This is a genomic window from Burkholderia metallica, from assembly GCF_902832845.1.
Classification (GTDB): Bacteria; Pseudomonadota; Gammaproteobacteria; order Burkholderiales; family Burkholderiaceae; genus Burkholderia; species Burkholderia metallica.
In genome coordinates, this window is sequence record NZ_CADFDB010000007.1 from 346134 (window position 1) to 372442 (window position 26309).

The 26309-nt window shown below is 63.4% G+C and carries 25 protein-coding genes and 1 pseudogene; 5 read left to right on the forward strand and 21 right to left on the reverse strand.

Annotation, left to right across the window (positions count from 1 at the left end; all coding sequences use genetic code 11):
• Positions 1 to 104: 104 nt before the first annotated feature.
• The 7 genes from infB to HWX08_RS21375 all read right to left on the reverse strand — a co-directional run bounded on the left by infB (position 105) and on the right by HWX08_RS21375 (position 10811).
• On the reverse strand, positions 105 to 3023 hold the full coding sequence (gene infB, locus HWX08_RS21345; protein ID WP_174921115.1) for a translation initiation factor IF-2: 2919 nt from the start codon (positions 3021 to 3023) through the stop codon (positions 105 to 107).
• Between the two features lie 91 nt (positions 3024 to 3114).
• Positions 3115 to 4590 carry a transcription termination factor NusA gene (nusA, locus tag HWX08_RS21350; protein WP_006476166.1) on the reverse strand — a complete coding sequence of 492 codons (1476 nt, stop codon included), beginning with the start codon at positions 4588 to 4590 and terminating at the stop codon, positions 3115 to 3117.
• Complete coding sequence (gene rimP, locus HWX08_RS21355) at positions 4590 to 5048, reverse strand: ribosome maturation factor RimP (RefSeq protein ID WP_014897219.1); 459 nt, start codon at positions 5046 to 5048, stop codon at positions 4590 to 4592. Before rimP ends, nusA begins: the two co-directional genes overlap by 1 nt.
• A 444-nt stretch (positions 5049 to 5492) precedes the next feature.
• Positions 5493 to 7256 (reverse strand): 23S rRNA pseudouridine(2605) synthase RluB, encoded by a 1764-nt coding sequence (rluB, locus tag HWX08_RS21360; protein ID WP_174921114.1) that lies wholly within the window; start codon positions 7254 to 7256, stop codon positions 5493 to 5495.
• Positions 7257 to 7316: 60 nt separating this feature from the next.
• Positions 7317 to 8348, reverse strand: a complete 1032-nt coding sequence (gene scpB, locus HWX08_RS21365) for an SMC-Scp complex subunit ScpB (protein WP_069256472.1) — start codon at positions 8346 to 8348, stop codon at positions 7317 to 7319.
• 272 nt (positions 8349 to 8620) lie between these two features.
• Positions 8621 to 9823, reverse strand: coding sequence for a pyridoxal phosphate-dependent aminotransferase (locus HWX08_RS21370; protein ID WP_174921113.1), 1203 nt, complete (start codon positions 9821 to 9823; stop codon positions 8621 to 8623).
• A gap of 85 nt (positions 9824 to 9908) precedes the next feature.
• Positions 9909 to 10811, reverse strand: coding sequence for a LysR family transcriptional regulator (locus HWX08_RS21375; RefSeq protein WP_069256470.1), 903 nt, complete (start codon positions 10809 to 10811; stop codon positions 9909 to 9911).
• A 431-nt stretch (positions 10812 to 11242) separates the two neighbouring features.
• Between HWX08_RS21375 and HWX08_RS21380 the strand changes: the two are divergent.
• Both HWX08_RS21380 and HWX08_RS21385 read left to right on the forward strand, forming a co-directional pair.
• A pseudogene (locus HWX08_RS21380) lies at positions 11243 to 11638 on the forward strand (transposase); the annotation flags it as partial.
• A 202-nt stretch (positions 11639 to 11840) separates the two neighbouring features.
• Positions 11841 to 12092 carry a hypothetical protein gene (locus HWX08_RS21385; protein ID WP_174921112.1) on the forward strand — a complete coding sequence of 84 codons (252 nt, stop codon included), beginning with the start codon at positions 11841 to 11843 and terminating at the stop codon, positions 12090 to 12092.
• A 197-nt stretch (positions 12093 to 12289) separates the two neighbouring features.
• Here HWX08_RS21385 and HWX08_RS21390 read toward each other — a convergent pair whose 3' ends face one another.
• Positions 12290 to 12607, reverse strand: a complete 318-nt coding sequence (locus tag HWX08_RS21390; RefSeq protein ID WP_048020764.1) for a hypothetical protein — start codon at positions 12605 to 12607, stop codon at positions 12290 to 12292.
• Positions 12608 to 12764: 157 nt separating this feature from the next.
• Here HWX08_RS21390 and HWX08_RS21395 point away from each other — a divergent pair, with 157 nt between their 5' ends.
• The 3 genes from HWX08_RS21395 to HWX08_RS21405 all read left to right on the forward strand — a co-directional run bounded on the left by HWX08_RS21395 (position 12765) and on the right by HWX08_RS21405 (position 14374).
• A complete protein-coding gene (locus HWX08_RS21395) occupies positions 12765 to 13481 on the forward strand; it encodes a YdcF family protein (protein WP_069256468.1) in 717 nt (238 codons plus the stop codon).
• A 220-nt stretch (positions 13482 to 13701) separates the two neighbouring features.
• Positions 13702 to 13980: a hypothetical protein gene (locus HWX08_RS21400; protein WP_011351789.1), complete on the forward strand. Its 279-nt coding sequence runs from the start codon at positions 13702 to 13704 to the stop codon at positions 13978 to 13980.
• Positions 13981 to 14116: 136 nt separating this feature from the next.
• The gene (locus HWX08_RS21405) at positions 14117 to 14374 is read left to right on the forward strand and encodes a hypothetical protein (RefSeq protein WP_021162409.1); all 258 of its coding nucleotides are present in this window, start codon (positions 14117 to 14119) and stop codon (positions 14372 to 14374) included.
• Between the two features lie 39 nt (positions 14375 to 14413).
• Here HWX08_RS21405 and HWX08_RS21410 read toward each other — a convergent pair whose 3' ends face one another.
• The 13 genes from HWX08_RS21410 to HWX08_RS21470 all read right to left on the reverse strand — a co-directional run bounded on the left by HWX08_RS21410 (position 14414) and on the right by HWX08_RS21470 (position 26054).
• Complete coding sequence (locus HWX08_RS21410) at positions 14414 to 14704, reverse strand: putative quinol monooxygenase (RefSeq protein WP_069256467.1); 291 nt, start codon at positions 14702 to 14704, stop codon at positions 14414 to 14416.
• A 528-nt stretch (positions 14705 to 15232) separates the two neighbouring features.
• Positions 15233 to 16441: an outer membrane protein assembly factor BamC gene (gene bamC, locus HWX08_RS21415; protein WP_069256466.1), complete on the reverse strand. Its 1209-nt coding sequence runs from the start codon at positions 16439 to 16441 to the stop codon at positions 15233 to 15235.
• A 301-nt stretch (positions 16442 to 16742) separates the two neighbouring features.
• The gene (locus HWX08_RS21420) at positions 16743 to 18368 is read right to left on the reverse strand and encodes a DUF262 domain-containing protein (protein ID WP_174921111.1); all 1626 of its coding nucleotides are present in this window, start codon (positions 18366 to 18368) and stop codon (positions 16743 to 16745) included.
• Between the two features lie 267 nt (positions 18369 to 18635).
• The gene (locus HWX08_RS21425) at positions 18636 to 21215 is read right to left on the reverse strand and encodes a hypothetical protein (RefSeq protein ID WP_174921110.1); all 2580 of its coding nucleotides are present in this window, start codon (positions 21213 to 21215) and stop codon (positions 18636 to 18638) included.
• A 140-nt stretch (positions 21216 to 21355) separates the two neighbouring features.
• Positions 21356 to 21832 (reverse strand): hypothetical protein, encoded by a 477-nt coding sequence (locus HWX08_RS21430; protein ID WP_174921109.1) that lies wholly within the window; start codon positions 21830 to 21832, stop codon positions 21356 to 21358.
• A 110-nt stretch (positions 21833 to 21942) separates the two neighbouring features.
• On the reverse strand, positions 21943 to 22116 hold the full coding sequence (locus tag HWX08_RS21435) for a hypothetical protein (RefSeq protein ID WP_174921108.1): 174 nt from the start codon (positions 22114 to 22116) through the stop codon (positions 21943 to 21945).
• An 11-nt stretch (positions 22117 to 22127) separates the two neighbouring features.
• A complete protein-coding gene (locus HWX08_RS21440) occupies positions 22128 to 22457 on the reverse strand; it encodes a hypothetical protein (RefSeq protein ID WP_174921107.1) in 330 nt (109 codons plus the stop codon).
• Between the two features lie 4 nt (positions 22458 to 22461).
• The gene (locus HWX08_RS21445; protein WP_174921106.1) at positions 22462 to 22878 is read right to left on the reverse strand and encodes a hypothetical protein; all 417 of its coding nucleotides are present in this window, start codon (positions 22876 to 22878) and stop codon (positions 22462 to 22464) included.
• A gap of 29 nt (positions 22879 to 22907) precedes the next feature.
• A complete protein-coding gene (locus HWX08_RS21450; protein ID WP_174921105.1) occupies positions 22908 to 23315 on the reverse strand; it encodes a hypothetical protein in 408 nt (135 codons plus the stop codon).
• 389 nt (positions 23316 to 23704) lie between these two features.
• Entirely contained in the window at positions 23705 to 24253 is a 549-nt protein-coding gene (locus tag HWX08_RS21455; RefSeq protein ID WP_174921104.1) for a hypothetical protein, read from the reverse strand.
• A gap of 461 nt (positions 24254 to 24714) precedes the next feature.
• Positions 24715 to 25116, reverse strand: coding sequence for a hypothetical protein (locus tag HWX08_RS21460; protein ID WP_174921103.1), 402 nt, complete (start codon positions 25114 to 25116; stop codon positions 24715 to 24717).
• A gap of 27 nt (positions 25117 to 25143) precedes the next feature.
• Complete coding sequence (locus tag HWX08_RS21465) at positions 25144 to 25437, reverse strand: hypothetical protein (protein ID WP_174921102.1); 294 nt, start codon at positions 25435 to 25437, stop codon at positions 25144 to 25146.
• Complete coding sequence (locus HWX08_RS21470; RefSeq protein ID WP_174921101.1) at positions 25434 to 26054, reverse strand: recombinase family protein; 621 nt, start codon at positions 26052 to 26054, stop codon at positions 25434 to 25436. Before HWX08_RS21470 ends, HWX08_RS21465 begins: the two co-directional genes overlap by 4 nt.
• Positions 26055 to 26309: the final 255 nt, after the last annotated feature.

The window sequence follows — 26309 nt, forward strand, 5'->3', positions numbered from 1 at the left end:
TGATCCGTTTATCAGGATGAAGCGGCGGCCAATGTAGGCACGCCACCATGAAAATGGGCGGGACAGGCCCAAGCCTGCCCCGCCCATGAGCCGATGCGCGAGGGTTACAGCGTACGCGCGACTTCGGTCACTTCGAAGACTTCGAACTGGTCGCCTTCGATGACGTCGTTGAAGTTCTTCACCGACATACCGCACTCGAAGCCTTGCTTCACTTCCTTCACGTCGTCCTTGAAGCGCTTCAGCGATTCGAGTTCGCCCGTGAAGATCACGACGTTGTTGCGCAGCACGCGTACCGACGACGAGCGCTTGACGATGCCGTCCGTGACCATACAGCCTGCGACCGTGCCGACCTTCGGTACCTTGAAGACCTGGCGCACTTCGACCATGCCGGTGATGACTTCGCGCTTCTCCGGCGCCAGCATGCCCGACATCGCCGCCTTCACCTCATCCACTGCGTCGTAGATGATGTTGTAGTAGCGGATATCGATGCCGTTCGCTTCGGCCAGCTTGCGTGCCTGTGCATCCGCACGCGTGTTGAAGCCGATGATGACGGCCTTCGATGCCGTTGCGAGGTTGACGTCGTTTTCGCTGATGCCGCCCACCGCGCTGTGCACGATCTGCACGCGCACTTCGTCGGTCGACAGCTTGAGCAGCGACTGCACGAGTGCTTCCTGCGAACCCTGCACGTCCGCCTTGATGATGAGCGGCAGGTTCTGCACTTCGCCTTCGCCCATCTGCTCGAGCATGCTTTCCAGCTTCGCGGCCTGCTGCTTCGCAAGCTTGACGTCGCGGAACTTGCCCTGGCGGAACAACGCGATTTCACGCGCCTTGCGCTCGTCCGGCAGCACGATCACTTCCTCGCCCGCGCCCGGCACTTCCGACAGACCCTGGATTTCGACCGGGATCGACGGGCCGGCTTCCTTCGTCGGCTTGCCGTTTTCGTCGAGCATCGCACGTACGCGGCCGTAGGCCGTACCCGCCAGCACGATGTCGCCGCGGTTCAGCGTACCGGACTGCACGAGGATCGTCGCGACCGGGCCCTTGCCCTTGTCGAGCTTCGCTTCGATCACGATGCCCTTGGCCGGCGCTTCGACCGGTGCCTTCAGTTCCAGCACTTCGGCTTGCAGCAGCACGTTCTCGAGCAGATCGTCGATGCCTGCGCCCGTCTTTGCCGAAACCGGCACGAACGGCGAATCGCCACCGTATTCTTCCGGCACGACGCCTTCCGCGACCAGCTCCTGCTTGACGCGATCGGGGTTCGCTTCCGGCTTGTCGATCTTGTTGATCGCGACGACGATCGGCACGCCACCCGCCTTCGCGTGGGCGATGGCTTCCTTCGTCTGCGGCATCACGCCGTCGTCGGCTGCCACCACCAGCACCACGATGTCGGTCGCCTTCGCACCGCGTGCACGCATTGCCGTGAACGCTTCGTGACCCGGCGTATCGAGGAACGTGATGACGCCACGCGGCGTGTCGACGTGATAAGCGCCGATATGCTGCGTAATGCCGCCCGCTTCGCCCGCGGCAACCTTCGCGCGGCGGATGTGGTCGAGCAACGAGGTCTTGCCGTGGTCGACGTGACCCATCACCGTGACGACCGGCGGACGCGGCAGTTGCTCCGCATCGGTGCTGGTTTCGCCTTCGACGAGCAGCGCTTCCGGATCGTCCAGCTTCGCGGCAACCGCGCGGTGACCCAGTTCCTCGACGACGATCATCGCCGTTTCCTGGTCCAGCACCTGGTTGATCGTGACCATCTGGCCCATCTTCATCATCACCTTGATGACTTCGGAGGCCTTGATCGACATCTTGTGCGCGAGATCGGCAACCGACACGGTTTCCGGCACGTGCACTTCACGGACGATCGGCTCGGTCGGCGCCTGGAACGACGATGCGCTGTCCTGATGACGGCCGCGACCCTTCGGGCCGCCGCGCCAGCCGCGGTCGACGCCGCCGCTCGAATCGCCGCGCGTCTTGATGCCGCGACGCTTCGACGCGTCGTCCTGCCAGCCGCCCTTGCCTGCGCCCGGCTTCTTGTTGCGATCGCCCGCACCGGCCGGCGCCTGCGTCGTGGCCGGTGCCGCACCGGCCGGCTTCTTCACGGCCGGACGCGCCTGCGCACCTTCCGGCTTGGCCGGCTTGTGCAGCGTGCCCTTCGCTTCGGCCGGCTTCGGCGGCTCGACCGGCTTCGGCGGCTCGACTGCCTTGACCACGGCCTTGCGCGGCGTGTTCATCATTTCGCGAATCGCACGCGCCTCGGCTTCTGCCGCCGCACGACGCTTGCTGATCTCTTCCTGCTCGGCGCGCGCCTTGTCCGCCGCCTCGCGGGCAGCGTCTTCGGCCTTCTTCGCCGCTTCGCGCTGTGCCGCACGTTCGGCGGCTGCGCGTGCTTCGTCCTGCGCGGACTGCGTAGGCGCCGCTTCCTGCTCGGCTGCAGCGGCCTGCTGCGCGACCGCCTGCTGCTGTGCCGCCGCAGCTTCGGCCGCGGCACGCTTCGCCGCCGCCTCTTGCTCGGCGCGACGGCGCTCGGCTTCGGCTGCTTCCTCGCGGGCACGGCGTTCCGCTTCCTCGCGCTCGAGGCGTTCCTGACGCTCGCGAAGTTCCTGCGCCTGCTTCTCGAGCAGCTCGGCCTCGCGGCGCGCCTCTTCCTCGCGACGCTTCAGTTCTGCATCGTCGTCCGCTTCGGCGACCTGCGCCTGACCCTGTTCCGCACCCTCGCTCACGTCGTCGCGCTTGACGAACGTACGCTTCTTGCGGACCTCGACCTGAATGGTGCGAGCCTTGCCCGTCGCGTCAGATTGCTTGATCTCCGACGTATGCTTGCGGGTCAGCGTGATCTTGCGCTTGTCGCCGTCGGTTGCGCCATGCGACTTGCGCAAATGATCGAGCAGACGCGCCTTGTCCGTTTCGGACAGCGCATCGTCTTCACTCGCTTTCTGGACGCCCGCTGCCTGCAGCTGTTCGAGCAGCACACCAGCAGGCATTTTCAGTTCCGCGGCAAATTGGGCTACGTTGTTACTCGCCATTCATTCCTCTTAGTGCAAGGACCGATTCCTTGCGGTTAGCATCGGGTCAGGCCATACGGCCGCCATCAAATCAGTGCGCCATGGTCATTTCTCACTGGAACCAATGTTCACGTGCTTTCATGATCAACGCCTTAGCGGCATCCTCTTCCATTCCGGTCATGTCGACCAGTTCATCTACAGCCAGTTCGGCGAGATCGTCGCGCGTCTGCACGCCGTGTTCGGCCAGCTTCGCGAGCAGCTCCGGCGTGATGCCGTCGAGGCTCTTGAGATCCAGCGCTGCGTTCTCGACCTTTTCTTCGTTCGCGATGGCCATCGTCAACAGCGCGTCGCGTGCGCGGTTGCGCAGTTCGTGCACGGTGTCCTCGTCGAACGCCTCGATTTCGAGCATTTCGTTGAGCGGCACGTACGCGATCTCTTCCAGGCTCGTGAAGCCTTCGTCGATCAGGATGTCGGCAACTTCTTCGTCGACGTCGAGACGCGCCATGAACAGCGCACGCAGCCGGTCGCGCTCTTCACCCTGCTTCAGGGCGGATTCGTCCGGCGTCATGATGTTGATCTGCCAGCCGGTCAGTTCGCCTGCGAGGCGAACGTTCTGACCACTGCGGCCGATCGCGACAGCCAGCTCGTTCTCGTCGACGACGACGTCCATCGAGTGCTTTTCTTCATCGACGACAATCGACTGGACAGCTGCCGGCGCGAGCGCGCCGATCACGAACTGGGCGGGATCCTCCGACCATAGCACGATGTCGATGTTTTCGCCACCGAGCTCGTTGCGAACGGCCTGCACGCGGGAACCGCGGATGCCGACGCAGGTGCCGATCGGATCGATCCGCTTGTCGTATGCGATGACGCCGATCTTCGCGCGCACGCCCGGGTCACGGGCAGCCGCCTTGATCTCGAGCAGACCCTGCTCGATTTCCGGCACTTCCATCTCGAACAGCTTCATCAGGAACTCGGGCGCGGTACGCGACAGCTCGATCTGCGGGCCGCGCGCGGTGCGGTCGACCTTCGCGATGTAAGCACGCACGCGGTCGCCCACGCGCAGGTTTTCCTTCGGGATCAGCTGATCGCGGCGCAGCAGCGCCTCGACACGGCCCGATTCGACGATGAAGTTGCCTTTGTCCAGGCGCTTCACCGTACCCGTCATGATCTTTTCGCCGCGCTCGAGGTAATCGTTCAGGATCTGCTCGCGTTCGGCGTCGCGCACCTTCTGCAGAATCACCTGCTTGGCGGCCTGCGCACCGATGCGACCGAACTCGATCGACGGAACCGGCTCCTCGACATACTCGCCGACTTCGACGTCGGGCTTCTGCTCACGTGCTTCGAACAGCAGGATCTCGCGATCCGGCTCCTGCAAGCCTGCCTCGTCGGGTACGACGAGCCAGCGACGGAAGGTTTCGTGCTCGCCGCTTTCGCGATCGATATGGACGCGGATTTCGGCGCCTTCGTCGAACAGCTTCTTGGAAGCGGACGCGAGCGCAGCCTCGAGGGCGCCCAGCACCACATCCTTGTCGACGTTTTTCTCGCGCGCCAGCGCATCCACCAGCATCAACACTTCGCGACTCATTATTTGCGGCTCCTAAAGTCAACTTGCGGAATCAGGCGGGCTTTGTCGATATCGGCCAGCGTGAAATCCAGCATGGCTGCCTCGCCCTTCTTCCTCTCAAATTCCAAACCGATCGTTTCGCCATTCGGCGCGTGCAGAATGCCCCGGTACGTCTTGCGCCCGTCCAGCGGCTTTTTCAAGGTCACGGAGACTTCGCTGCCGGCGAAGCGCTCGAAGTCGGCCAGCTTCTTCAACGGGCGGTCGAGCCCCGGAGACGAGACTTCGAGCCGTTCGTAATCGATGTTTTCGACCGTCAAGACGTGCTGGAGCTGACGCGTGACCTTTTCGCAATCTTCGAGCGAGATGCCGGCAGGCTGATCGATATAGATGCAAAGCATGCCGCGCCCGGTGCGCTCGAGATCCACCAGCTCGTAGCCGAGCCCGGTGACCGTGGTTTCTATCAGTTCCGTCAGTTGCACTGTGTCCTCTCAGGTGTTCGCGCCCGCCGCTCGCGATTCACCCGCGGGCGCGCGCCTTAGCCGGCGCAGGAAGCGCTACCCGAGATGCCTAACCGTTTCAGCAAAAAAAAATGGGCGGAACGCCCATCTTCTATTACTGGTGGTCGCACCTGAGCCGCACATTGAATCCGTACGCCCAGCGACTCCGCGATTATAGCGATTTTTGGCGCAAACGCCAAGCCAGACGGTAAAAGCAGCGTGTTGTCCGCCTTTACGAACCCGAAAATGCGAAATCGGGCTGCGCCGGATCGACCGGCGCCGTCATGGCGCGCCGGCTGCGATGCAGCCGCGCGACATATGGACAGTCGAAATCGACGAACGCAAGGCGTTACGCCGACGAGGCCGGCCGGGTGCCGATTCCATCGGCATGCAGGCGACTACATCGCGCCGCCGCATGCCCGACGCTCAGCGGCTACGCGTGCGGCTGCGCTGCGGACGCTGGCCGCCGCGCGGACCGCCGCCGCTCCCGGCGCCGTCTACACGATTGCCGTTCGGGTTGCGATTGCCGCCCTTGCCGCCGCCGCGCTTGGGGCCTGCGCTGTCGCGCTTGGGACCGGCTCCGTACGACGCGCGATTGCCATCGACGTCGCCGCGGCCACCCCCCACGCGATTGCCGTCGCGACCACCACCCATACGGTTGCCGTCACGGCCGCCGCCGGCACGATTGCCGTAGCCCGACGGCGCAACCGGCAGGCTGCCGTAGCCGCTCAGACCCGGCAGGCCCGGGCCGCCGCGCCGACCGCCGCCACGACGCGGCTGATCCAGCTGCCCGTGCGTCGTCAGCACCGGCTCACGGCTGATGAAGCCCATCGACGTCTGCATCGGATCGGGCTGGCGACGCTCGGCCTGGCCGGCACCGCCGCGCTTACCCTTTTCCTCGGACGGCGCCTTCAGGCCGACGGTCGCCATCAGCTTGCGCACCTGTGCGTCGTCGAGCTCCTCCCAGCGGCCGCGCTTCAAGCCGCGCGGCAGCGGAATCGGGCCGTGACGCGTACGAATCAGCCGGCTCACCATCAGGCCGACCGCCTCGAACATCCGGCGCACTTCGCGGTTGCGGCCTTCGGCCAGCGCGACGTGATACCAGTGGTTCGTGCCCTCGCCGCCGCCGTCGCGGATGCGCAGGAAGTTCGCCGGGCCGTCGTCGAGCTCGACGCCGCGCAGCAGCTTCTGCCGCATGCCTTCGGCCAGTTCGCCGACGACACGCACCGCGTACTCGCGCTCGACGCTGTAGCGCGGATGCATGAAGCGGTTCGCGAGGTCGCCCGACGTCGTCAGCATCAGCAGACCTTCGGTATTGAAGTCGAGGCGGCCCACCGCAAGCCATTTCGCCGTCTTCATCGGCGGCAGGCGGTCGAACACCGACGGACGGCCTTCCGGATCCGCGTGGCTGACGATCTCGCCCGTCGGCTTGTGATACAGCAGCACGCGCGGCGGCTTGTTCGGCAGCTTGCGCTTGACCGGCTTGCCGTTGATCCGCACCTGGTCGGTCGGCATGATGCGCTGGCCGATATGGGCGGGCTCGCCGTTCACCGACACGCGGCCGGCGACGATCAGCTCTTCCATTTCGCGGCGCGAGCCCATGCCCGCTTCCGCCAGCACCTTGTGGAGCTTCGGCGCATCGTCGTCCGGCGACAGCACGCGCTTGTTCGCCGGCTGGTTGCGGCCGCGACGCAGCATCGGCGCACGCACGCCGCTGCCGCCCGCGGAATTGTCCGCGTCGAATGCCGGCGACGTCACGTAGGCGAACAATTCGTCCTGGGACGCATCGCCTTCCGGCTTCGCCGCACCGCCTTCAGCCTTCGACGCGCCGCCGCGACGACCCTGGCCGCCGGAGGCGCCCTGGGCTTTTGCCGCGCCTTCACGCTTGCCGGCCGGCTTGCGACCGCCCTTGGCCGCACCTTCCTTGCGCGGCGCACGCGCCGGTTGCTGTGCGTCAGCGGATTCGGCCGGCTGCACGTCGGCACCTTCGCCGCCTTGCGGCTCGCCTTCGGCGCCCTTCGATTTGGCCGCCGCGCGCCGCCGCGCGATCAGGCTGCGCGGGCCTCGCCGCAGACCGCGGCGGGGACGCTCGTCGCCACCCTCGGCCGAAGCGCCCTGCTCCGGTGTCTCGTCGGCACGCGCTGCCTGCACGGCAGGCGCGGACGATTCAATATCGTGGATATCTGTCAAAACAACCTCAAAATGTCAGGTCTCGCGCCCGGCGCGGGCGCGGCAAGAAGTTGGCCGCGATCAGGCGCGACGCTGTTCGGGTTCTGCTTCGTCGTCCGGCAGCGCGTCGGCACCGATGGGTGCACTGGCGCTTCGTACGGCATCGGCAAGACTGTCGGACGTGTCGTCCAGCATCTCGCCGTCCGCGGGACGGGAACGGGAGGCGTCGGCCTGGCTAGCCTCGCCGGGCATGTCGCCGGCCGCTTCCGCTCCGTCTCCGGCAACCGCTTCGGCAGCCGGCTTGCGATCTTCCTCGCTCCAATCCGCGCGCAGCGACTCGGGCTGCACGCCTGCCGGCACTACTTCGGCGCCAGCCTGTTCCAATGGTTCCGTTTGCCCGCGATCAGCCTCGAGCGTATCGCGACTCGCGATTTCCTGCGTCGACGCGACGTCCGCCGCGGGATCATCCGGCCATTCCGCCGATTGACCGGCGGCCGCCTCATCCGCTTGCGGCGTATCGCCCGCTGCGTCGCCGGCAACCGGCACGCCCTCGTCGAAATCCATCGCCTGCTGCGCCAGCAGCGCCGCCTCGATGTTCGCCGCCGGCTCTTCGAGCGCCGGCAGGTCGTCGAGGGCCTTCAGGCCGAGGTCGTCGAGGAACTGCTTGGTCGTCGCATACAGCGCCGGGCGCCCCGGCACGTCGCGATGACCGATCACCTCGATCCAGCCGCGATCCTCGAGTTGCTTGACCACCTGCGTATTGACCGTGACACCGCGAATCTCTTCGATATCGCCGCGCGTGACGGGTTGCCGGTACGCGATGATCGCGAGCGTTTCGAGCACCGCACGCGAATATTTCGGCGGCTTCTCGGGATGCAGGCGATCCAGATAGTGACGCATCGCCGGCTTGCTCTGGAAGCGCCATCCGGTCGCCAGCGCCACCAATTCGACGCCGCGGCCGGACCAATCCTGTTTCAGATCTTCGAGCAACGTGCGGACCGTGTCAGCCGACACGCCGTCGGCAAAGAGCTTGCGCAAATCGCCGAGTTTCAGCGGTTCCTGCGCGCAGATCAAAGCAGTCTCGAGGACGATCTTCGCCTCTTGGGTATTCATGCAGCTAGGCCAGACCCTGTGGTCAAACGAACCGGATCAACAAACAGACGAAAGGAACGGAAGACGCGCTCGCCCGATTCTGATCGGTCATATTGATGGGAGCACGAACCGGGGGCGGCGAACCAACTTCAGGCCAGGCCCAAACCGGACGGAACAGCGCGGCTCAACGACGGAACCGCGTGACTGAGCGCCATATTACGCAAAATTGCCCGGTGCGTAAAGATGAGCGGAGCGCGCCGCCGCCGGGCCGCCGACTCCGCTCCGGCCCCGCTTCAGCGGGCGGTCGCTCCGCGCGCGAGGAAGCGGCGCAGCCGCTCGACGCCCGCATCGAGCCGCGCCGGATCGCAGGCATAGCACCAGCGCACGAACCCTTCCCCCTCCGGGCCGAAAGCGCGCCCGGGCGCAAGACCGAGCCCCGCGTCGCGCACCAATGTCTTGCAGAACGCCAGGCTGTCGGCCGCGCCCGGCAGACGCACGAACAGGTACATCGCGCCCGGCGGAGGCGGCACCTCGACGCCCGGCAGCGTGCGCAGCGCGGCCACCAGGTGATCGCGCGCATCGCGCAGTGCCGCGACGAACGACTGGACGAACGGTTCGCCGTCGCGCAACGCGACTTCACCCGCGGCCTGCACGAAGCCCGGCGCGCACGACGTGTTGTATTCGACGAGTTTCGACAGGTCGTCCATCACCGCTGCCGGCGCAACGAGCCACCCCAGGCGCCAGCCCGTCATCGCCCATGCTTTCGAGAACGAATTCACGACCACGACGCGCTCGTCGCGCGACGCGATATCGAGGAACGACGGCGCGCCGCCCGCGCCGAACGCGAGCCGCTCGTACACTTCGTCGGCAACCAGCCAGATGCCGTGGCGGCGGCAATGGGCAAGCACGGCTTGCTGGTCGTCGCGCGACATCGTCCAACCGGTCGGATTGTTCGGGGAGTTGATCAGCAGCATCCGCGTATCGGGCGTCAGCGCCGCGAGCAGGCGCCCGACATCGAGCTGCCAGCCCGCATCGCCATAGCCGAGCGGCACGCATTCGACCTGCGCGCCGAGGATCTTCGGAATTTCGACGAGATTCGGCCACAGCGGCGTGACCGCGACGACGCGCTCGCCCGGACCGACCAGCATTTGCGCGGCCAGCATCAGCGCGCTCACGCCCGAACTCGTCACGGCCACGGCATCGGCCGCCGTTGTACCATGACGCGCGCTGACGTAAGTCGCGATCGCGTCGCGCAGCGGTGCGGTCCCGAGGTTGTGCGTATAGAAGGTCGCGCCATCGCGCAGCGCGGCGGCCGCCGCGTCGCGGATGAAATCCGGCGTCACGCGATCGGATTCGCCGAACCAGAACGGCAGCATGTCGGGTACGCCGAAGCCGGCGTTGGCCACTTCCCGGATCAGCGACGGACGCAACGCGTGCACCGCGTCGTGCGATGCCGGCGCACCGGCTACCGGATGAGAATCTGCGGAATGCACCATCGAGTACCGCCATCGAGGAACACGATCCGCGTAGTGTACCGGCCCGCGAGCCGCACCGGCACGCGCCGATGCGCGCTGGCGCGCGTCAGTCGAGATCCTCCGCCCTCGCCGGCATCTGCCGCACGAGCTCCCAGATCGCCTGCGCCGCGGGGGACAGCGACCGGTCGCGGCGGCGCACCAGCTCGACCGTACGCTCGGTGCGCGGCGTGAGCGGCCGCGCGACGAGCGTCGAACCGGCAGGCAGCGGCAGCGACAGCCACGGCTGCACGCTTACGCCGACACCGGCCTCGACGAGTCCAAATACGGTCGCAGAATGCCCGAGCTCCTGCATGACCGTCGCATTGACGTGATGGGCGGCCAGCGCGGCATCGATCAGCGGCCGGCTTCCCGACGCGTGATCGAGGAGGACGAGACGCTCGCCGTCCAGTGCCGTCCAGGGCACCTCGGCACGCGCCGCGAGCGGATGGTCGGCGCGCGCGACCAGGCAGAACGAATCGGTCATCAGCGATTCGCAGACGAGATCGGCAACCGCGAGCGGCCCGATCACGACGCCGAAATCGACCTCGCTCGATTTCACCTTGCGCAGCACGTCGCTCTGCACGTCGTCGCGCAGGCCCAGCGTCACGAACGGAAACTGGCGCTCGCACGACGCCACCACGCGCGGCATCAGCCGGCATGCGATCGTCGGGCTGGCCGCGACGATCACGCGCCCGCGGCGCTGCTCGCCAATCTCGCGAATCTCGCGCAACGTGTCGTCGAGATCGTCGAGCAGGCGCGACACGCTCGCGATCAGGTTCGCGCCGACGTCGGTCAGTTGCACGTCGCGCGTCGTGCGGTCGATCAGCTTCAACCCGAGCTCGGCCTCGAGCTCGCGCACGCAGCGGCTGACTGCGGACTGCGTGAGCCCGATCTCGTCGCCCGCGCGACTGAAGCTCTTGAGCCGCGCGACCTCGATGAACACGCGAAGCTGGCGCAGCGTGACGTTCATTTCCCGACCTCATCAATCGTCGATATCGATGCGCGATTCTAATGCGTGAATCCGGCCTCGATGTGCGAATCAGGCACCGGTTCCACATGTTTCGCTGCGGTGCAATACGTGCGCAAACGCACGTAGCGCGGGCGAATTGCACAAGATTGGTGATTGTCCCGATTTGCTGGCGGGTTATTTTGGCGTCTTATACGCCCCTAGCTGACTTAGCCGTTAGCTCGCTGCCAAGCGGCTCTCGAGGGAATGACCTCTGACATGGCACGCTTCGTGCATTACCTTGCGCACAGGGCGCAGGTTTCGTCGGACGGAAGAGCAGAAACGCCGCTGCCGGCCAACCGGACGCCCCCACCCGGCACTCGACGATCGAGTGCTTGAAGAGTGCGCGGCGCAGGGCAGCGCACCGGAGTTAGCTTCGCTGAGGTGAGGACATGATGCTGTTCGACGATTTGAGAGATAACGAGTGGGCGCTGGTCGAAGGTCTGTTTTGCTCGGAACCCGCACGGAGTGAGCGGCGCGGCCGCCCCCGCGTGGAAGCCCGCTCGGTGGTGAATGCCGTGCTGTGGGTGCTGTCGACAGGTGAAGGCTGGTCGAAGCTGCCGGGCCGCTATCCGTCGCCGCCGACTTGCCGCCGTCGCTTCGACGAATGGCAGGCCGACGGCACGCTCGCCGAAATCGTGAAGCGACTCGGCACGAGCGGCCGGCAGATCTCCCTGCGCGGACGCATCGGCGCAAGCGCGGCGAAGCCGCCTGCCCCGCCGAGCCGCGACCGGCTGCGCGGCGCCTTCTGGACCAATCCGGAATCCTGGCGCGCGCCCGTCAAGATGGCGTAACGAATGCTCGATCGGGCGGCTTCGGCCGCCCGGTTTCTTTTCGCGACGCGGTTTGTTCGCGGCGCCTGCGTAGCCGACGATTACCGTTGTCGTGCCGCGATACATCTATTTACTAATATTTACAGCAAGCCTGCACTCCCGCGCTTACCTTAGCGACATATCAACAGGCCGCAGCGACGGCTTGAAGGGAGCCCCCGCCATGAAACCAATGTCACTGCTCGTCGCATGCGGCATTGTCATTTCCGTGGCGTTGTCCGCTCCCGCCCATGCCGACGATCGCGCGAAGCCGCCCCATCGTCAGCAGGATCACCGGAACACGCTCCGCCAGCCACCGCCCGCCAATTCGTCCAACCAGCAGACCGTGCCGCGCGGCGACCTGCGCGGCGACATCGCCAGCAACGCGCGAGCGCGCATCGGCTCGCAGCCGTCGGACGGACCGCGCCATCCGTAGTCGTGCCGGTTTCAGGATTCGCCAAAGAAAATGCCGGCGACAGGGAACTGCGCCGGATGCGACGAGTCACAACGTTGCCATGAGCACAGCGTGGCAACAGCATAAGTATCCGGTACGCCCGTATCTTCGCGATACGGGCTTTTTTTTGAACGTCGCCGCCCGCATGCGTACCATGCGGGCGGCGGGATGACCGGCTGCTACAGGCGGCTTTCGAGAATCGCCACGGCACTCGCTTCGCTCAATGCGTAGTCGGCCATGCGGCGATCAGTCCAGGAAAGTAATTTCTCGTCGCGCTCGAGGCGCGAGAATTCGGCTCGACCGGTTTCGGTCAGCACGGCAATGTCGACCGGCGCATGAAAACCGGGCGCGGGGGCGACGGTTTTCTGCCTGACCGTGTCCATCAGCCCGAGCGAACGGAGATACTCGAACACACCCGGGCGGCGTGCCCACGGTACCTGGCGGTACTGCACTCGTCTCAATGCGTCGAGCACCGCTTCGTTGGAATACGTGGCCATCTCGATTCTTTCTTAAAGTGCAGCGACAATGCGAAGCGGTGTGCCGGGCGGGGTCTCCGCCCGCCGCTACCGCCACCGATTCTGGAGGCCGACGTTCGGCATCGCGTCAGGGCCGGATCGTCAGCCGTCCATAAAAAGACACCATACCCCAATCAAATTGATTCTGTTCGATTCATTTGTACTTCTCTTCATCTGTTTCATGCTCTGTCGCAAGCTGCGGCGAATCATCCTGATCGCCGCCGTTGCGCTGTTCTGGCTGCTCGCGACAGGCTGGCTCGCCGCGCCGCTGATCGCCTGGACCGAGGCCGGCGTCATACCCGTCGAACACCCGGACATGCACGGGCGCACCACGCTGATTCTCATCGGCGCCGGAACGCGGCGCACCGACACCGGGCTGCGGCCGCCACCCGACGGCGCCGCCCGCATCCACAAAGTCGCGGCGCTCTACCGCGTCTGCCGCCAGCAGGCCGAGCGGTGCACCGTGGTGATGTCGGGCGGCGACCCGCAGCATCACGGCGACACCGAGGCGGCTGTCTACGGGCGCCAACTCGTCGCCGAAGGTGTCGCTCCCGCCGACCTCGTGCTGGAACCGGCCAGCCGCACAACCTACGAAAATGCGAAATTCACTGCGTCTATACTACGCTCACAGTATGACGACGCGCGCATTCTCGTTACTTCGTCGTATCAGATGCGTCGCGCGCTGCTCGATTTCCGCCGTTTCGGGATCGACCCGCAGCCCGTTTATGCGAATCGCCGTCGCGCGCAGACGGGCTGGTTGCCGCGCTGGCGCAATCTGGCCGACGCAGAGCAGGCGCTGCACGAACTGGTCGGCATCGCGCAGTTTCATGTCTATCGACGCCTCGGGTGGTTTTGATGGCCGCGTAAAACCGGGGCGGAAATGACGGCGGCGACGACGATGGCACGCGCGTGACGCAGTATGCGAAGTGTTGCGCGACTTCAACGGGGCCTTGCGTCGCGCCACGATCCGATGCACATTGATCCGTCACTTTTGTTACACTCGACACGCACTCGATTTCAGTCGCCAGACAAAACGGCAACACTCGGGTTCATCACCACTTAGCGGAGGTAAAGCAATGAAGAAGACGTCCCTGGCTATCCTGGTAGCGATGTCGGCGCTGACTGGCGCAGCGTATGCGCAAGAGAGCACGGAAATCAAGACGATTACCGATCCGGCGAAGATCTCCGAGATCGAGCAACGCGCACAGGCGCTGCAGCAGCAGCAAGCGGCCGAAGCCGCCCAGCCGGCGATGCAGGAAGAGCATCACCACGGCAAGAAGGCTGCTCACCACAAGGCTGCCGCGAAGAAGGCCGGCAAGAAGGCTGCCAAGGCCGCAGACGCCGCCAGCCAGTAAGTTCGGCGGCACCGCACAAGCGAAGAGCCGAATCCGGGCAACCGGGTTCGGCTTTTTTGGTTGCGGCGCCCGCGCGCTGTGCTAAAGTCGCGCACCGAAATTTTCCACCCGTGCGCACCCCGGTGCGGAGGACAGCATGAGCAACATTCAACTCGACATCGAGTGGACCGAAGCCGCCACTCGCCAGATCAAGCAACTGATGCCCCGCGGCTCGGCCGACGCGTTCCTCGCGCTGCCGCCGATCGAGTGCCTGCCGATGGAGGGCGACGTGCTGTTCCTCGGCCCGCAGGGCAAGCAGCAACCGTTCATCGTCGCCGAGCGCCAGTACCATCACGACGGCGACGCCGACTGGACGATCATCCTGATACTCGACGTCCCCAATACGTCGCACTGACGCACCCCGCGACCGGCACGTCCGGTCGCCTCGCCCCGCTCAGACGAGCTTCGACAGCACGCGGATTTCGGAGCGCTCGATCCAGTCCGCGGCCGCTTCGCGATAAGCGAGAATATGCGCGGAACGCGCATGCGCAGCCAGCGCTTCCTCGCTCTCCCACCGCTCGACGAATACGAACCGCGCAGGCTCCTTCAAGTCCCGATGCAGGTCGTACTGCAATGCCCCTGCCTCGTTGCGGGTCGGCTCGACGATTCCTTCGAGCTGGGCACGCAACTGCTCCTCCGCGCCCGGCTTCGCCACGATCAGCGCCACGACTGCGATTTCCGCCATTCCCGCCCCCTCATCTCGAAAAGTACGAGAATACGCGCATCACCCGTCGGCTGCGTCGGCACGGCACCGCCGGAGGCCCCAAAAAAATAGCCCGCGCTTCAGAGAAGCGCGGGCGAAACCGTCGCCCTACGAGGATAGGCGACGGGGCCATCGGGATCCGCACGCCGGCGCGCGGATCATCATCAGTTACGCCGACGCTTGTCGCGTCGGCATTCGAATACGTCGATACCGTTGATCGAGCGCTTGCGGCGCTCCCCCGGTATCTGACGCCATCCTCCCTGCATCAACCATTCCAACATATAAAGCAGGTTGCGTGCCAGCCATGGATATCCATCCACCCCTTTGATTTATAACGACAATTTTTTGATCATCGACAATGTGACACGTGATCTGCCGCCGTAACGCGCGGATGTTACGTAACGTCACGAGGAGGGACGAATCGCCGACCCACACACGCGGGACGGCGAGCGACCAAGAAAAAGCCCGCCATGTGGCGGGCTTTTTCTTGGTGCGGAGAACCGTCGAAAATCAGCGGAGCTGATTCACGAGCAGCCCCATGATCTGGCGAGCGGGCGACGACGTGTCGATCGCACCCGCATCGTCGACGACCGCGACACGCGTCTGGTCTGCGGTAAGCGCCTTCACGTTGACACGGTACTGCTTCGCCTGCTTTTCCTTCTTGCCGTGGAACAGCTGGCTCCAGAAGCCCTGCTCGGCTGAACTCAGATCCTTCGGATCGACATAGCGCACGAAATACAGGCCCTTCGAGCGATCGCGATCGTCGACCGTGAAGTTCGCGCGATCGAGCGCGAGACCGACATGTAGCCAGGACCGGTCGTACGGCTCGCCAAGCGTGACTTCCGACGGCACGGCGGCGTCGGCCATATCGTTGCCTTGCGCCGACGTGCGGCTGACGTTCTGCGCGGCAATCGCAGCCGCTGCCTTCGACGATGCGTCGGTGTCGGCCTTCTTGTCCTTCGGTACCGTGTTGTCCTTGATGTTCGCGATCGGCGGCTCGCCGTTCTTCGCGCGCTGCTCGTTCTGGGCGAGGACGGCCATCAACCGCTTCAGGTATTCGGTCTCGAGCGCCGGATCGTTCGGCTTCGGCTCCCACTTGCTCGAATCGTTGTTCGCGCCCGTGATCGCCTCGCGCATCCCCTTCTGGCTGATGAACACATAGGTGCCGCCGTTCGGCGCCGAATCGAGGCGCGTACGGTACTTGTTACGCTCGGCCGTCACGTACGAGTTGCCCATCGCCTTCGAGATCACGCTGCGGATCAGGCCATCGTTGATCTGCGGATGGGTTTCGTTCCAGTCGGTTTCCATCACGCCCTTGTCGCGCTGGTCGACGACGAGCAGGAAGCCCTGCTCCTGCCAGAAACGCCGAACCTGCGGCCAGACGTCGGCCGGTTGCTTGCCGTCGATCACGAGCCAGCTCTCGGTACCGTCGCGCTGGATATGCATGCCGGCCACGGCCGGAGCGACCGTGTCCAGCGCGGGCGCCGCCTGCTGGACCTGCTGAAGCGCGGACAGGGATGTCGCGCCGCCCTGGGGCGGCAGCGAACGCTGATCGGCCGTCTCGTCCAGCATGTTGGGCGGCACTGCGAGCGACGCTTCCTTCGATTTCGAATCGCTCTTGTAGTCCACTTTCGTGGGCGACGACGTACCGCAACCGGCAACGAGCGCGCCGGTGGCGAGCACTGCAGCGAACCGCATGGTAAGACGAAGATCAGTCATGTTCGGGGAATCCTCTTCCGCTAAATCACGGCGCTTTCCGTGGATCAACCTTGCATTTTACCGGGGCCGCGCCGCGATGTGCAAAAAAGCGACGGGCAAGAAAAAACCCGCGTCAGCCTGATGCTGACGCGGGTTCTTGTCTGGTCGGGGCGAGAGGATTTGAACCTCTACGAACCCACGGTGGAATAAGGCTCTCCGGGAAGTGTGTCGGTCAAAACCGCCATGCTGGTTGACACAGTCTCGCCAGACTATCACCTCCTCGCGCCCCTGTCCAATGGGGTCGTCGCCTCAATCGACGGAACTACCAGCCTGCTAGCTCCTTGGCTTGCCGATGTATCGCGTTTGCCCTCGCAACGAGGAAACCGTCATAGTCATCCTTCAACGCCGCCTCTATTGCCGGCTCATCCACCAAATTGCTAGCGAGCCACGTCTTTGCGTGTTCACCATGCTCGTTCAGGAGTCGCTTCAGATAGCTTGATGGCGCGTCGTCACTGATTAGTTTATTGCTAGCCGATGTTAGATAAACCATGTTGGCAAGCGCGGAGATTTTCGCAGAACCAACCCCCTTCCCCTTCAAAAATGCCTGGGGAAAGAAATGGTGAAACTCCTTTCCATTTTGCCATGCCAGCGATTTATCAACATCAATTACCTGCCCCGTCAAAAAGTCCCTGGGATGCTGATATGCCATCATAAGCGCAAGGACCTTCGAATGAGAATTATTGCCTCTAAATGAGCGAGTCCTCCAGATCGCAACATTGGGCTCGATCAGGTCGGAATCTAACGCATCAAGATTCCCACTCGCAAACAGTGCAACATTGGTGAGATCAGTCGTCATCATCCCTGAATTCCATCCGCTAAAATAGCCACTGATCGAACCCCGCCAAAACCACCGCTCTATGGCCTTCCACTGCTGCGCATTGGGCGTCGGTACGTGCCGTAATATTTCGGCCAGCACCACGATTTGATTAGTATATGGCACGATCCCAACAGAAGGAGCCTTAATATGCGTAGACAAGAAATCGATAGCTCGCTTATACCCTTCGGCGGTAGCAGAAACAGCTTTTTTAAGCACTTCAGGAGTTAGCTTGCGGAGATCATCTATGCTTTCAACGGTGAATGAACCGCCAGCGGCCGCAGATACATTTCGCAAGATGACCTTCCGCTCTACGCCGTCGAACGCCTTCGCGGCAAGCGACTCCCGCACAGCATCGATTGAATCAACCAGATCGAAGTCCGGGCTCCACGTGGCTGCACGCATAAGGTCAACGATGGTGAGACGGGTGCCCGTGCTATTTATTCGTTCGAATATTGGTGCAACATCGGCAAGGGGCATATCACCCAATGTCACCGTTGCAACCTTATAGTCCTTGAACCGATTGAATAGCTCTTTCGCATTTTCCGCGAGCACCTTTTCACCGGATGACTCAAGCAAACCCACCAGTTGAAAAAACGCCGCCGGATCAGGAATCTTATTCAAACGCATCAGATGCGGCGGCGGCTGATCAAGCGCATCTAAATGATGGAAGGTCTTATTACGTAGATCGTATACAACGTTCCATGGACTGCTCGGCTCACCTCCTTTCCAATATAAAGCACCACATATTGAAGAAAGACGCTGCTGACCATCCAATAAATAGTTAACGGGATAATCAGGTTTAGGCTGCGCTATCTCCAGGTCAGCAATCTTGTTTTCGCTTCGAAGCTCTTGCTTACTTTGCCACAGCAACACACTACCGATCGGATAGTTTCGTGCGACGGAATCAAGCAGCTCAATTACTTGCGAGCGCTCCCAAACGAACTCCCGCTGAAACTTCGGCAAGTAAATGTCGCCAGTCAGAATTCGTCGAGCAAGGTCGTCGATACGATCGACGGACGGCTGTGGGTCTTTGATAGGTTTTACAGGTGCGGCTTCCGTTGTTGCAGTCATGTGGTCCCCGTCGAATGTTCGAATGCGGTTAGGATGCCCGCCGGGGAACTTGTTTGCAACACATAGAGTTCGGAGCAGCGGACGGGACTGGGGCCGCGCAAAAAAGGCAGCGCCACAATGTCCTAGCTCATGCATGAGGGCATTGCGGCTGCCGAGTCAGTGCAGTCCGCTGCTTAATCCACCTGCCCCGCTAAAAGCACATCGGTACCCAAGCTACCGGAGCTCGTTGTCATGACTGGCGATAGCTCGTTCCGTGTAGGCTCTCCCTCATCGAACGAACAGCGGGTTAGCGTTGTGAGCCCTGACAGCCAAACGTTCCGCCTCTGATTCACGGAATGCCCTGGCTCTCTCCGCGCGAATCTCGGCGGCCTTGGCGTCATCGATCTGAAGACGAAACCCGTAGTGAAGCGTGTACTGGTTGTTGTTCCGGTCGTACACGGCGACCACTCCTGACGGCAGATTTTCCTGCAGTAGCTTCGCCGCCGCCTTCGGGTCCGAAGGGACTTGAACCTGCACGAGATCGCCCACGGCAGGCCCTTTCCCGACAGCGCCTGCACCGCCCGTGGCATCCGGGGCCGCTGCGTCGGTCGCGATGGGTCGCGGAGCAGTCCTGTTACGGATGGCCAAATTCTGCCCTCCATGGATAATCAAGGGACTGTCCATCGAGTCGTGAATCTCGGACAAACCCGTGCGGTCCGGGCGCTTCAGCGAGAGGCCAGCGGAGTTGGGGACGATACCTGGAAGCGCCTTGCTGAGATTGCCCAGGTCGTCCTGCGCCGTCTTGAACGGGTCCTCTTTCTGGTCGGCCTTGTTCATCATCGGGAATGAGGAGTAAATCGCCGTGTAGCCTTTGGTGATCGAGTACGGGTGATTGGGGTCCGCGTTGATTGGGGAGTCCGCAGCGCGGCCTTTACCTTTGAATGGGTCCGCAATGATCTTCACCGCGCCGTTCATACCGACCGTCGCCATACGCGTGCCCTTGAACACCGTGGCCGCGTTCTCGACTGCGGTGTCGAGGTCCACCTTCCCATTGGCCCGTTGAGCTATAAGCTGCTGAATGACGATGCCCTGAAACTGTTGGCGGAGGTCCGAGGACATCGAGGTCGCCGGGTTCCAGATGAGGCCCTTGCGGCCCACGTCTTCCAGCATCGCCTTCCCCATCGCCTTGTTGACGGCCACGTCCACGTCGGCCTGCTTCTTACCGGGAAGCAGCGGCTCCCAGTTGATGCTGCCGCCGTTACCGACCTTCTCCAGGACCTTCGAGTCCATGCCGCCATCGCGGATGGCCTTGTAGGCCTGGGACACGTCGCCGTTCGTCGGGGCGAGCGCCTTGACGCCCCAGTACATCCCGGACGCCTCGTCGTCCTTCCCGAGATACTGACCGAACGCGTGATCGCCCACGATGTCGTGGATGCGGTCCATGACGCGCCAGGCCCGCGAGGCGCGGTCCGGGTCGCCCGACTTGATTGCCGAGGTCAGGTCCTTCTGGATGCGCGGAGGCATTGTGCCGTCCGAGATGTCCCGGATGCCGGGAGCAGTTACCCACCCCACGAACTCCGAGCCAGCCTGGTCCGACGCGAGCGGGTCCGGGAGACCTGCATTGCCCTGCATCGACGCGGCGAGCGCCGGATAGTGGCCGCTGCTTTGAAGCTTCTGGACCATGTATTTGTCGAAAGACTTCTTCACAGCCTCCGCCGGATCTACACCCCACAACGCTGCAACGGTATGGATGTTGTGTGAACCGTTGTAGCCACGCTCGGCCAGCGACATGTAGTTGATCGTTGCCTGCTGCTTCGACGCCTCCAGCAGCCCTTGATATACGGCACCGAACTTGTCCATGCCGACGCCGTGATTGGCATCCACGCGATTCGCCTGATACACCAGGTGCGCCCAGTCTTCGGGCGTGGCGCTCGGGTTGGCCTTGAGCGCGATGGCCGCGAGGCGAACCCCATCGACCTCCTGCGCTGCCTGGATCGACTTGACGGTCTGAATCTGCTGCACGGCATCGTGGGACATCTTGTCGTAGGCGACCGGGTTGCGGTCCGCCCATCCGGATTGCTCCAGGGCGTTGAGAAGTCCCAGGGCTTGTGTCTTGTTGCGGACGCTACCCATGAAGCCGCCGATCATCTTGTCCGCGAGCGTCTGGTCCCCACGGGTCAGCGCCAACACGCGCTGTTCCAATGTGGCGAAGCCCGCCTCCGAGAGGCCCTGCGGCGAGTTGATCTGGGCGTTTGCGCTGTTCTGAATCTCCAGCGCGTGATTCTGCTCCTGCGTCTGTGCGACTTGCTCCGACGCCTGCGCCACCATCGTCTGCGCGGCGGGAGCGAAGCGGCCCACGAGCGCGGAATCGAAGTCGGTGTCTCCAGTGCCCGCGCCATAGAAGTCCTTCCAGACTCCCTTGGCGACATCCTCGGGGGACACCGAGCCATCCTTCGGCATCTCGCGCAGTCGCGCACTTAGCTCCTGCTGCATCTCGAACGCCTGGTTCTGGGCGAACGATTGCTGATACGCATTCCAGTAGGACTCACGGTTGGCGTGGGCCTCGTCGGGGGCGCGGCCTGCTGCTTGGTCAGCCTGCGCCTGCTTCGCGAGCGCCTCGTTCTCCTTGTGGATGTCGGCTACGCGGGCCTGCTCCGTAGCGGCGTTGACTCGCTGGAGATCGCCCTGGAGGTTCCCGAAGAACCCGCCGAACGAGTTAGCGAGTGACTGGATCGCGGACACTTGGCCCGAGGCGTCCACACGGGCCGCTGTTGCCTGCGCTCGCGTCGTGGTGACGCCAGGTGCCGCTGTTACATCGAGACCCGGTAGGTTGATGGGGCGAAACGATTGATTTTGCTGACCCGACATTTGGGTTCCTTGTCAGTGACTGGTGAGGAAGAATGGGAATGGAGTCGAGAGCGGATACAGCGCTCCAGACGGCCCTTTGCGGGCAGAGGATGCGAGCGGGACTATTTTCGGCACGGCATCGCGGGACGCCCGAGTGGGCCTTAGATGGAATTGGCGGAGGCCGCCTCCGCCTTCCGTGCCTTCTTACGGCTGCGCGTGCGCGGAACCTGCCGGATGGTGTCGGGCATGAGGGAGCACGGATAGTCCATCTCGTAGCAGTCCCCCTGCTTCAGGCCCAGGAGCAGCGCTCCAACGTCGTAGTCGTAGCCGTGCTCCCTGTCCCGGAGGTGAAACCCGCGATGCATGGGCGCTCGGATTTCGCCGTGCTCGCCTCGGGTCCATCGGCGGCGGCCAATGCCCATTACGTAGCGGAGCCAGTGGAAATCCCAGAGAGCCACGCGGACGCTCTGGGTCGAGTCGACCAGGGGGACTTCGACATGATCGTCCCGGAACCTCAGGGGGCGTTGCTTGCGCTCCTTGCCGTCAGCACATTGAATTGCGGCCTCGGCCAGTGCCCCTTGGGAGGCTCCGGTTTGCGGGATGGTCTCGATACGGCGCGTGCGTCGCTTGGACATCATCGGCTTCTCTGCAGCGGCCAATGCTGCTAGGGCGCCCGCCCTCTGGGCTTGAGTGAATATGGGGCGCGGCTTACGCGTGCGCGTCTCAGCGCAACTGATAGTTGCCAAGGTCATGCCGGTACAGCGTCAGCCGGAAGCGTCGAGCCGACAACTACGGGCGAGTGGTACCGGTAGGCGGTCTCGCCGGGTTGAGTCGAGCGCACACCCATGTCGGCCTCGTCTACCAGCAGCATTGCAGTTACCGTGTTGGCGGCGTCGGCCAGAATGATGAAGGGGTAATCCATGTGTTCTATCGTTAGAGCGCCTTGCGGCGCGGATGGTGTCGGGATAGACCCGTGCTATCGCGGGGCCGCTCGGGCCGTCTCTGGCGGTCCGTAGGCGCGACCACGAACGGCACTAGCTCGGGCTTGGCCTCAGCAGGCAAGGCGGCCCACATGCTGCGCATGCGGTCCCGGAATGCTCCGGGATTCAGGTCGTAGGCTTCTTGAGTGAGCCGGTAAGCGTTGAGCCGCTCCGGCCCGTCGGGGGATGCCATCAGGACGGCATGGGCCATCTCGTGCCGCTCGGCGGGTTCTCTCGGGTCCGACAGGAACAGGTGCCGCACGGCGGCGGCGTAGGTAGTCATGAGGTCAGTAGCGGACCATGACTTCGCCGGGACGCGCAATGATGCCGGGGTTCTGCAATTCGATCTCGGACCAGCTAAGTCCGCCCCAGGTTGCCTCCGACCGTTTAACCAGCGGCTTCGGGTATACGGTCAGCGGATCGCCGGACTTATCAGCGGGTGCGCTGTAAATCTTCGCGGCAGACCTGAACTCCTCAATGCGCACGGAGACGGTCTGGGCCGCATCGGCATCCCAAGGATTCGCTTCGAGGCGCTTTGCAGCGAACCGGATTTCCTCGGCTCTGCGCGTCTGGGAGGGCACTGCGGCCATCGCATCAGCGACCTTCAGCAATTCTGCTACGGGGGCTTTGGAGCGTCGGGCAGCCTCAAGCATCTCCGCGAGCTCGGCGGCCCCCAGGGGCGCGGGGTTGGTCTGTTTGGTCATGGTGTCGTATTCAGTTGGATGGGACTTGATTACAGGTGGGGCGTGCTGCTGCCTTCGGGTCCCGCGACGTTCGCGCCGTACTTCGCGGCCAGGTAGTCGCGGATAGCTGCGGTGTCCTCGGGGCTCGGCGCGAAGGCGCTGGCGTTCGGGGTGCTGTTCTTGGGGTCGCCGCTGCGAACTGCCTGGACGACCTCTGCACGATCTGCATGGCTCAGGGTCGCTGGATCATTGAACGGCAGCATCTTTCCGTTGCGGTCCACAATCGGCCGCCCTTCGTGATCTGCTGCGACGAATCGGCCGTCGTCCAGTTGAACGATGTGCGGGACATCGTAAGTGTGGGCATAAACACGGACGGGACCGGCATTATGGAAGCCGCCAGCGCGGCGACGGTCGAGCATGTCGGGCGTGTTGCCGTTGCTGTCAATGAGGAAAGGCATGGTTTGGTGTTCCTTGTAGGTTGGATTGGGTTGGAAGATGGAGCCAGGGGGCGACTACAGCGTCCCTGAGCGGCTCCGATGGATTCGGTAGCATTAAGTAGTCCAATATATTTCCGAGGCAGCATGGGATGTCTCAGGCGATGCCACTCATTGATAAACAATGAGGCTATCTTTAATGGGGGCTATGTGCTGCTACATTAGCGACGGCATATGCAAGCCTTGCTGCCCCACCTCCTAGCTAATCATAGGGACGGCCCCGGTGCTCTCTACCTGTGCTGATTTATTCGGCCACTGGGCCGCCCATGTCGTCGGGATTTGGGCGGGGGCGATGAGAGGCGCACTGGCAGCCTCGTTAGGTCCGGAGTTAACGAGCAGTGGCGCGGGACGTCTCAGCGGCTCAGGGGGTGCTGTGCGCAAGCCGCAGACGGATGCTTGAGCTTCTCTCGACGGATGTACATGTGCAGCATGAGATCATGGGCCGCCATATCCTTTCCTGCTGCCATGCCGCGCTCGAAGCGGGCCAGTAGGTCAGTGGCGCTCAGGTCATTCTTTCGGACGTTGCAGGTCCCGCAGAGATACGCGACGTTCCCCGGCTTGTACGGTAGCGCGGTGTCGATACGGTCCAGATGCAGCGACAGGAAATCGGACGGACGATTACCGCAGCATGCGCATTGGCCGGTCTGGATGGAGTCGAGAAAATCCGGCGTCAAGTTGACGACAGGACCACGCCTGCGGGCGTCGCGTATGTCATTGGACGCCCAATTGTCCCGGTGATAGCTGGCCTGATACTCCCGGCGCTTATCGCGGTTGGCTACGTAATAGCGGGCCTGGCAAGCCTTGCACGGGCCGCATAGCCCATCGCGGCTCGCAGCATTCCGGCTGAATTCACTGCGCGGCTTGGTCTCGCCGCATTTGTTGCAGCCTTTGGACTCGATCATTGTTTGCGTCCAGCAATGCTTCGGGCGATGGCTTGCTCCCGGAGATGCTCGGCGGCGTCGCGGGCTTTCTTGCGCTCACGTTGGTCCTTGCGTAGTGCTGCGGCTGCCGTCGGGTTCGCCGCGTATCGCTTGCGCTTCTCAGTCGTCACACATTCAATGCAGCGAGCCGCGTAGCGCGAGCGGAGCTTGGGGCTAACGCTCTTGTCCTCATAGAACGCCGTGATTGGCAAGAGCCGCCTGCAACAGCGGCATACGCGTTGCGTCGGTAGGGATGGGTTGGTCGGGAGGTATCTCATGGGGATGTCGTTTCAGCAAAAAGCAGAGGTGCGCAAATGCTCGCGCTTACAGAGAATGCGCTGAAAAAGAAAAACCCCGCTCGATGGCGGGGTGTCGTTGCCCGGTTAGGGCCTACTACCTTGTGCGGAGTTAATCGCGTCTAGGGTCTTCTACCCTGTGCTGATTTATTCCGCGAACCCGTATTGATGCGCCAAGTCCGGGTCTAGCGGCGCGAGCATCTCGACCACCAGAGTCTTATGGAGGATTTCCTCGGAGGCCTGGTGACGCGTGTGGCTCTCGATGCCTGCGGCTGCCAGAATGGCCTCCTGTTGAACCACAACGGCGGCTCCTGCGGCACGGAGGTCCCGACGACTCGCGCGGACGCCGTCAGCGTTCAGCAGCCGCGCTGCGGTGTCCGCTGCTCGATTGAGAACGGGCACGATATGCGCCGGGGTAGCTCGTAGTGCGGCCTGGCGCTTGCCCCTCAATGCCGCTGCTGCGGGGCCTGCTGCATCAATCAGCTTCGCCTCCACGTCGGCGGGAATGCGGTAGGCGTGGATAGTTTGTTGCGCATTCTTTTTCTGCATGGTCTCTGCACCTTGTTGATAGGGGCGTTACTGCCGCTCGGCGGTCGCCTCGCTCATGGCTGAATCCAGGGCGGCGTACTGCATCTCCAGGGCGTCCAGTTCCTTAGCGAGCCGCAGCATCTGGTCTTCCATCGACGCAGCCCAATGCAGCGCGAGTTCTCCAGACGGCATGCTGGCAACACCCCCGCGAGCAAAGGTAAGGGAGAGACCCGACGCTGCCCGTTCGCTTTCCGATTTCGCGAGCCACGAATGATCGCCGCTCAACCCGGCGTGAGAGAACGCGATGCGGGCACGAATCAGCTGTGTATGCGCTCCGATCATTTGGCAGCCTCCTCTGGGTTGGCGGCACTAGCGGAATTCAATGCGCGGGAGATGGTGGCAAGTCCTACGCCGAAGTGTTCCGCGAGAGATCGCACGGAGCCGCCGTGTTCCGCGTGATACGCCCTCACTTCTGCGTAATCCACGGCGTGCTTCCGCCCCTTGTATTTGCCTTCAGCTTTGGCTACGGCTATCCCTCGCGCCTGCATCTCGCGCCGGTTCAGATAGTCCGCCGCGCCCTGCGCCGCCATGAACGCTAATAGCGCATCGCGAATCCCGAGCCTCAATGGGTCGGTCTCTTGCCCGTCGAACGCCATACCGTTGAGCGTGCATTCAACCCGAACGCCCTTCTTCATCAGGCGTTGCATGGTCTCGTGTAGTTCGTCGTAGCGCCGCGAGATGCGGTCGAGCCAGCGAACCACCAGGACTCCGCCTTTGCGAAGGTCGCGCTCTACGTGCTGCCACTGTTCACGTTCGGACGGTGGCACGTGATACCCGCTCCCCCCCTCATCTATGAACACATCGTCAGCGGCTATGCCCTGGGCGGCTGCGTCGGCGTACTGGCTCGCAGCCGTCTGTCCGTCGAGCGTGGATACACGTCCGTAGTAGATACGTCTCATGTGCTACGTAACCTCGTTCCGTTGAAGTGGTGTTTCGAATTATCCAGCGTTCCGAAAATCTGTCAACTTCAACGGAACGGAAGCGAATGGCCGTTGCGCGTTCGCTACAGGTATACCCAAACGGAACGAATTCAAATAGCGGCAGAACATGGCTAAAGGCCTCCGCGCCTGGACCCGCACCAAAGCTACCGCCGCCGAGCAGCAGCGGTGGCGTGCAGTGGGTGAAGCGCCATGGGTGCGGCGCAGGCCCGGAAG